The sequence below is a fragment of the Rhodosalinus sp. genome (assembly GCF_041685465.1).
Lineage (GTDB): Bacteria > Pseudomonadota > Alphaproteobacteria > Rhodobacterales > Rhodobacteraceae > Rhodosalinus.
The window spans coordinates 1-6,275 of the sequence record NZ_JAWLFS010000180.1 but is presented as its reverse complement, the minus strand read 5'-3'; the positions used below and the strand labels follow the sequence as shown (position 1 = coordinate 6,275).

The window sequence follows — 6,275 nt, the reverse complement described above, 5'->3', positions numbered from 1 at the left end:
CGTGGCAGCACCGGCGCGAAATGCGCGGCGAGCGCGGCCTGCGCGCGGTCCCGTTCGGCGTCGTCCAGCGGGCCGGTCAGCGTGACGTGAAAGCGGAACTCCTCCATCACGTAAGGATAGCCCCAGCGCCGCAGCAGCGCGTCCTGCCGGTGGCTGAGCCCGGGCTTCCGGCGCCGCGCAAGCTCCGCCGCGTCCGGGGGAGCGCGGAAGGCGTCGAGCACCTCCACCGCGGCGGCGGCGAGGCGGTCGAGTTCCCCCGTCTCGCCCTCGGGCCGGAGCGCGAGGAAGGGGCCGACCGCGGCGACCGCGAGCCCCTCGGCCTGCGCCGGCCAGGCGCGGGCGCAGAAGGCGTCGAAGGCGGCGCAGAGCTCTGCCTCGGTGCGCCCCTCGGTCAGGCGGAAGGGCGGCTTCATCGTCGCGTGAAACCCGTAGCGCCCCGGCCGCCCGGTCAGTTCCGCCACCGGCCGCGGCAGACCTGGCACCTCCGGCTGCGCCACCGCGCGCCCCGCGCGGGCATCCCAGCCGAGCCACGCCGCCCCCGCCGCGCCGAGCGCGCCCTCGGGCAGCGCGTAGACCGCGTACCGCGTCCAGCCCATTGCAATCCCTCCATCCGACGGGGCTTCCCATGACACGGCAAACGATCCTCGCCAATGCCCGCCTGATCCTGCCCGACCGGGTCGTGACCGGGCGGCTGCACCTCGAGGCCGACCGCATCGCCGCGATCGAGCCGGGAGAGGGCGTGCCCGCGGGCGCCGAGGACTGCGGCGGCGACTGGGTCGCGCCGGGGCTGGTGGAGCTGCACACCGACAACCTCGAGCGCCACATCGAGCCGCGGCCCAAGGTGGACTGGCCCCATGCCGCCGCGCTCGTCGCGCATGACGCGGAGCTCGCGGGCTGCGGCATCACCACGGTCTTCGACGCGATGCGCGTGGGCTCCAACCCCGGCGGCAAGCGGCGCTACCTGCCCTACGCGCGGCGCCTCGCGAGCGAGCTTCTGGAGCTGCGCGGGGCCGGCGCGCTCCGGATCAGCCATTTCCTGCACCTGCGCGCCGAGATCTGTTCCGAGACGCTGCCCGAGGAGATGGCCGCCTTCGGGCCCGAGGACCGCGTCGGCATCGTCAGCCTGATGGATCACACGCCGGGACAGCGCCAGTTCCGGGACCTCTCGAAGCTGCGCGCCTACGTCGCCGGCAAGGTCGGCATGACCGAGGCGGAGTTCGTCGAGCACGTCGCCGAGCTCAAGGAGCTGCGCGCGCGCCACGGAGACGCCCACGCGCGCCACGCCGTCGAGGCGGCGCGCGGCTACGGCGCGGTGCTGGCGAGCCACGACGACACCACGGCCGAGCATGTCGCCGCCTCCGCGGCGAACGGGGTGCGCCTCGCCGAGTTTCCCACCACCGAAGAGGCTGCGCACGCCTGTCGGGCCGCCGGCATTCCGGTGATGATGGGCGCGCCCAACCTGATCCGCGGCGGCTCGCACTCGGGCAACGTGGCCGCGCAGGACCTGGCCGGGGCGGGGCTCCTCGACATCCTGTCGTCGGACTACGTGCCCGCCGCGCTCCTGCTGGGCGCGGTGCGGCTGGGCCGGCTCTGGGACGACATGGCGCGCGGGCTGGCCACCGTCACCCGCGCGCCGGCCGAGGCCGCGGGCCTCTCCGACCGCGGCGCGCTGATCGAGGGGCGGCGGGGCGACGTCATCCGCTTCGGCGAGCGCGCGGGCGTGCCGATGCTTCAGGGCGTCTGGGTCCGCGGCGCGCGCGTGGCCTGACGGCGGGGCGGCGCATCGCGCCCGGGCGGGCGCTCTTCGCCGCGCCTCGCGCGCAGAGGGACCGCAGGGAGCGACAAGCGCGAGGCGATCCCTGGCGGTGTCGCCGCGACGGGCTGGTGCAGGCGTCTGGCGTCCCGATCCGAGGAGCTGCGCGCGCGTCACCTGCGGCGAAGCGTGTCGCCCTCGTCGATCGTCGGCGTCAGCGTGACGACCCGCTCGCCCGGGTCGCGGCCGGCCACGCGCTCGGCCACGATGCGTGCGGCGCGCCGCCCGATCTCGCGGCGGCAGGCGTCCATCGTGGCGATCCGGCGCGGCAGCCCGTCGAGAAGCGTGAGCCCGTTGAACCCGGCGAGGCCGAGGCGGCCGGGAACGTCGATCCCCTGCTCCATCAGCCAGAGGAGTCCGCCCGCCGCGATCAGGTCGTTGGAATAATACAGGAAATCGAGCTCCGGGCTGCGCCCGAGCATGTCGCGCGTCATCTCGCGCCCCTTGGCGAGCGCCGAGCCGCCCGAGTAGAAGGCCCGGTCCTCCACTTCCACGCCGCCCTTGGCGAGCACCTCGACCAGCCCCTCGAAGCGTTTGCGCGCCCGGTGGTCGAGCGGCATCTTGGTGCCGAGAAAGCCGATGCGCCGGTACCCTTCGGCGAGGATGGCGCGCCCCATCTCGCGCCCCGCCCGGCGGTGCGAGATGCCCACTGCGGCGTCCACCGGCTCGCCGTCGGTGTCCATGATCTCGACCACCGGCATATGCGCCGCGCGCAGCATCGCGCGGGCGGGCTCGGAATGCTCGAGCCCCGCGACGATCACGCCGGAGGGCCGCCACGAGAGCATCTCGTGCAGGACGCGCTCCTCTTTCTCGGGCAGGTAATCGGTCATGCCGACCACGGGCTGCAGCCCGTCGGCCTCCAGCACCTCGCTGATGCCCGAGAGGACCTCGGGAAAGACCAGGTTGCCGAAGGAGGGCACGATCACCGCGACGAGGTTGACCCGCTGGCTCGCCAGCCCGCCGGCGATGCGATTGGGCACGTAGCCGAGCGCGCGCACCGCGGCGAGCACCTTCTCGCGGGTGCGCGGCGAGACGTCGTCGCGGTTGCGCAGCACCCGGCTCACCGTCATCTCCGAGACGCCCGAGGCCTCCGAGACGTCGCGCAGGGTGAGCGGCCGTTTGTCCTGTCGGCTCAAGGGCGCATCCGATCCATGACAGTCGCCGGAGCCTATCCCGCTCGGGTCCCGCCCCGCAAGCCGCTGCCCGGGTGACAAGCGCGCCGCGCCCCGCTATGAGGCAATCAAGCGGCCCCGTGGCTCAACCGGATAGAGCAGCCCCCTCCTAAGGGGCAGGTTGCAGGTTCGAATCCTGCCGGGGTCGCCAGCTATTTGTTCGGCGTCGGTCTGGCAAAAGCTCTCGAGGCGCGCATGGCGCCTGTCGTCGGTGCCGCCTCGCGCCATCGGCGCGGCGGTGCGGCGACGCGGGAGGGCCTTGCGGCGCCTGTCGCGCCGGGGATGGCAAGGACCGGGACGCGGTCCGGTGTTGTCGCTCCGATCCGCGGCGCGGTACGGATCGCGGTGGACAAGGGCGCCGGCCGGCCTGACGCCGCCGCGACGGGCCGGAACCTGTGCGTTGATCATCGTGACGCGGGCGAGGCCGCGTGGCCCGAGCCGACGGGTCTTCGCCCCCGACCGGACGGCGCGGGGGAAGGCGGAGGCCCCGTGCGCCGCCATCGGCCCCCCTCGCATCGCGGCCCTTCCGGGGGGCGGCGTCACGACCTCCAGCTGAGCAGCCGCCGTTCCGCGAGGCCGATGAACGCGCTGACCGTGACGCCGAGGATCGAGAGAATCGTGACACCGGCGAAGAGCCGTTCGAGGTCGTAGAGCGAGCCCGCCTGCAGGATGTAGGAGCCGACGCCGTGCGTCGCGCCCAGCATCTCGGCGGCGACCAGCAGGATGATCCCGATGGCGAGGCTGATCCTCAGCCCCGACAGGATGCCCGGCATGGCGCCGGGCAACACGATCTTGCGCACGATGGACACCCAGGACAGCCCGAAGCTCTGGCCCATGCGGATCAGGGTCCGGTCCACGTTGTCCACCGCGCCGTAGGTCGCCACCACCGTGGGCGTGAAGGTCCCGAGCGCGATCAGCGCGTATTTCGAGGCCTCGTCGATGCCGAACCAGATCACGAAGAGCGGCAGAAGCGCGATCTTCGGGATCGGGAAGATGGCCGCGACAAGGGGCACGAGGCCGGCGCGGACCAGCGAAAAGAGCCCGATCAGGACGCCGAGCGCGATCCCGGCGGAGACGCCGATGGCCGAGCCGACGACCAGCCGCGACAGCGAGACCGACAGGTGATCCCAGAGCGCCCCGGTGCGGTAAAGCTCGCCGAAGGTGGCCAGCACGTCCGAGGGCCGCGGCAGCGTCAGTTGCGAGATCCACCCGGCCCGGGTGCCCCATTCGATCAGGGCGATCAGGATCACGAACACGGCAAGGCCGGCGAAGCGGACGGGCTTCGGCCGGAAGCCGCCGCCCCGGAAGGGGACGCTGCGGGTCACGGGGGCGTCGGAGCGCGTCGCGTCAGACATCGATCAGCTCCTCGTCGGCGGCGCGCGCCTCGTCGCGCATGACGTCCCAGAGATGCTTCTGGCGCGCCTCGAGGTCCGCGTCGCCGAGGCCGCGCTCGGCCAGCGGCCGGTCGATCTCGACGATCTCGCGGATGCGCCCGGGGCGGCGTGACAGAACCACGATCCGGTGCCCGAGCCGCACGGCCTCCGCGAGGTTGTGCGTGACGTAGACCGAGGTGAACGGCGCGCGGGTCCAGAGCGACACGAGATCGTCGAGCAGCAGCTCCCGCGTCTGGGCGTCGAGCGCCGAGAGCGGCTCGTCCATCAGCATCACCGCGGGGTTGACGGCCAGCGCCCGGGCGATGGCCACGCGCTGCTTCATGCCGCCGGACAACTGCCTCGGCCAGGCCCCGGCGAAATCGGTGAGGCGCGTGCGCTCCAGCACGTCGGCGACGATCTCCCGCGCGTGCGCCTTGCCGATGCGACGGTCCTCGAGGACGATCCGGATGTTCCCCTCGACACTGCGCCAGGGCAGGAGGGCGAAATCCTGGAAGACATAGGTCAGCGGGTTGAGACACCCCTCGGGCGGCGCGCCGACCTGAAGGATCTCGCCGCGGTCGGGGCGCTCCAGTCCGCCGATCATCCGCAGGAGCGTGGACTTGCCGCACCCCGACGGGCCGACGAGACAGACGATGCGGCCCGACGGCACGTCGAGCGATATGTCGGAGAGCACTTCGGTGTCGCCATAGGAATGGCTCACCCCGCGCAGGGACAGGTCCATGAAAACAGCGGTCCTTGTTCCAAGATGTGCCGCGACCCACGCCGGGGCAGGGCGGCCTGCCCCGGCGTGCCGTCTCAGACCGTCTCGACGTAGCTCGTGTCCACCACGGTCTCGAAGGCGATGTCCCCGTCCACGAGGTCCTCGGTCTTGAACCAGTCGAGCTGATCGCGCAGCGAGGCGACGTTGAGCGACGCGTTCGGGCTCAACCGCATCGACCCGTTGATGATCGAGGGGGCCGCGGCCTCGTAGTCGCGGTCGGTGTAGACGTATTGATGGATCAGGCGCACCATCTCGTCCCGGGCGTCCTCGCCGGTCTCGCCATCGACCATCGTGGCATTGAAATCCGCCACGCCTTGCGAGAACGCACCGAGGAAGGTGTCGGTCATTTCCCGCTCGGTCTCGGCGTTGTCCTGCGAGGTGAACACCGTCGTCACCTGGTAGTCGGGGATGTAGTCGGCCACATCGCCCACGATGTGCACGGCCCCCGACCCGTCGAGCGCGAGCGCGATGTGCGGCACGATCGACCAGCCGTCGACCTGCCCCGAACGCAGCGAGCTGATGATGTTGCCGACGCTCTGGAGCGGCACGAATTCCAGCTCCATCCCTTCGGCCTGCGCCATCTTCGATCCCATGTAATGGAACGAGGATCCCGCCTGGGTCACGGCGTAGCGTCGCCCGGCGAGCGCGGCCGGCGTGGTCACCCCGTCCTGGTAGGCGGCGTCCGACACGAGGTACTTCTGCCCCGTCACGCCCGGTTCCTCCTGCAGCGCCCCGCCGATGATCCGGACCGCGCCGCGGTCGGCAAGCGAGATCAGCGCCCCTGTCATGGCGGTGATGCCGTAGTCCACGTCGCCCGAGGCGATGGCCACGGCCATGGGCTGGGCCGCGTCGAAGAAGCGCAGCTCGACGTTCAGGCCGGCCTGTTCGAAATATCCACGTTCCAGCGCGATGAAGCTGGCCGAATGGCTCGTGAGCCGCAGCGCCCCCACGACCAGCGGCGTGTTCGCGATCGCCGGAGCGGACAGCCCCGAAGCGGCCGCCGCCGCGCCGCCCATCGTCGCGAGCGCGTGTCTTCTGTTCATTCGCATCCCGTATCCTCCCTTTCGTTCCGGTGACGCCGATCGTCTGGCCGGGGTCACCCTCCGGCCCCCGCTGGTCCGGGCGACAGCCCGCCC

6 protein-coding genes and 1 tRNA gene are annotated in these 6,275 nt (G+C 72.1%); 2 read left to right on the top strand and 5 right to left on the bottom strand.

Going from position 1 to position 6,275, the window contains the following annotated elements:
• Positions 1-596, bottom strand: a 596-nt coding sequence (locus tag ACESL7_RS11670) for a DUF1045 domain-containing protein (protein WP_372893496.1), incomplete at its 3' end; no start/stop codon positions are given.
• Positions 597-625: 29 nt separating this feature from the next.
• Here ACESL7_RS11670 and ACESL7_RS11665 point away from each other — a divergent pair.
• Entirely contained in the window at positions 626-1,768 is a 1,143-nt protein-coding gene (locus ACESL7_RS11665; RefSeq protein WP_372893495.1) for an alpha-D-ribose 1-methylphosphonate 5-triphosphate diphosphatase, read from the top strand.
• A 158-nt stretch (positions 1,769-1,926) separates the two neighbouring features.
• Here ACESL7_RS11665 and ACESL7_RS11660 read toward each other — a convergent pair whose 3' ends face one another.
• On the bottom strand, positions 1,927-2,949 hold the full coding sequence (locus ACESL7_RS11660) for a LacI family DNA-binding transcriptional regulator (protein WP_372893494.1): 1,023 nt from the start codon (positions 2,947-2,949) through the stop codon (positions 1,927-1,929).
• A 110-nt stretch (positions 2,950-3,059) separates the two neighbouring features.
• Here ACESL7_RS11660 and ACESL7_RS11655 point away from each other — a divergent pair.
• Positions 3,060-3,136 (top strand) — tRNA-Arg (locus ACESL7_RS11655).
• Positions 3,137-3,524: 388 nt separating this feature from the next.
• Here the strand turns inward: ACESL7_RS11655 and ACESL7_RS11650 are convergent.
• The 3 genes from ACESL7_RS11650 to ACESL7_RS11640 form a co-directional block, all read right to left on the bottom strand.
• A complete protein-coding gene (locus ACESL7_RS11650; RefSeq protein ID WP_372893493.1) occupies positions 3,525-4,340 on the bottom strand; it encodes an ABC transporter permease in 816 nt (271 codons plus the stop codon).
• A complete protein-coding gene (locus tag ACESL7_RS11645) occupies positions 4,333-5,100 on the bottom strand; it encodes an ABC transporter ATP-binding protein (protein WP_372893492.1) in 768 nt (255 codons plus the stop codon). The genes ACESL7_RS11650 and ACESL7_RS11645 overlap by 8 nt, the downstream gene beginning before the upstream one ends.
• A 74-nt stretch (positions 5,101-5,174) precedes the next feature.
• Positions 5,175-6,188 carry an ABC transporter substrate-binding protein gene (locus tag ACESL7_RS11640; protein WP_372893491.1) on the bottom strand — a complete coding sequence of 338 codons (1,014 nt, stop codon included), beginning with the start codon at positions 6,186-6,188 and terminating at the stop codon, positions 5,175-5,177.
• Between the last annotated feature and the right edge of the window lie 87 nt (positions 6,189-6,275).